Source organism: Paraburkholderia humisilvae, from assembly GCF_902859855.1.
Classification (GTDB): domain Bacteria; phylum Pseudomonadota; class Gammaproteobacteria; order Burkholderiales; family Burkholderiaceae; genus Paraburkholderia; species Paraburkholderia humisilvae.
In genome coordinates this window covers 1-784 of sequence record NZ_CADIKH010000430.1, presented here as the reverse complement: position 1 = coordinate 784, position 784 = coordinate 1, and the positions used below count along the sequence as shown (strand labels likewise).

The 784-nt window shown below is 61.6% G+C and carries 1 pseudogene; it reads left to right on the top strand.

What is annotated here, in order from left to right:
* Positions 1 to 114 precede the first annotated feature (114 nt).
* Positions 115 to 612, top strand: a pseudogene (locus tag HV796_RS42905) (tyrosine-type recombinase/integrase); the annotation flags it as partial.
* Between the last annotated feature and the right edge of the window lie 172 nt (positions 613 to 784).

The window sequence follows — 784 nt, the reverse complement described above, 5'->3', positions numbered from 1 at the left end:
CGGATGAAGCATACTTCGCCATGCTGCCAGCGATAAAATCGGCAGCTTGATTGCCTCAGCGATTCCACTTAAAAACTCGCGGATCCTGTCCGAACGAATGAGGCCACCTCTCAGGTCGACACGGATGCGCGCGGCGATCACTGGCTGCGCGTGAGGGGCAAAGGCGGCAAGCTCGCGCGCGTCGCGTTGCCGCCGCTCGCCTGGGAGGCGCTCGCCCGCTATCTGGCCGAACGCGTGCTGCCGGTGCGCTGGAATCCGGCTACGCCAGTGATTGGCAGCCTCGGGGCGCACCGCGATGCGGCGATCAGCAGCGTGCGTCTGTGGGGCGTGCTGCGACGGTTTTTCTTACTGGCCGCGGAAGCGATCGAGGCCGATCATGCGCCGCTTGCGGAGAAACTGCGGCGCGCGAGTCCACACTGGATGCGCCATACGCATGCGATTCACGCGCTGGGGCGCGGTGCCGGGCTGACCACCGTGCGTGACAACCTCCGGCACGCATCGGTCTCGACGACTTCAATCTATCTTCACAGCGATGAGGTCAAACGTGCGCGGCAGATCGGCGATGCCTTCACCGGCAGAAAGGAGGGCTTCGTGAGCGGGCGCAGCCGATAGCTGGCACATAAGCTGACTCTCGAAACCGGTGAAGCCGCCCCAAACCTAATGTCACAATTCAATAGTCGAGCCTGAACAATTCGGCGAGCCTCGTGCAGCGGAGCTTTGAGGCCGAAATGGTGTTGTGAGATTTGCAGGAACCTGGCACATTAACGTGAAAAACCTGCAAATT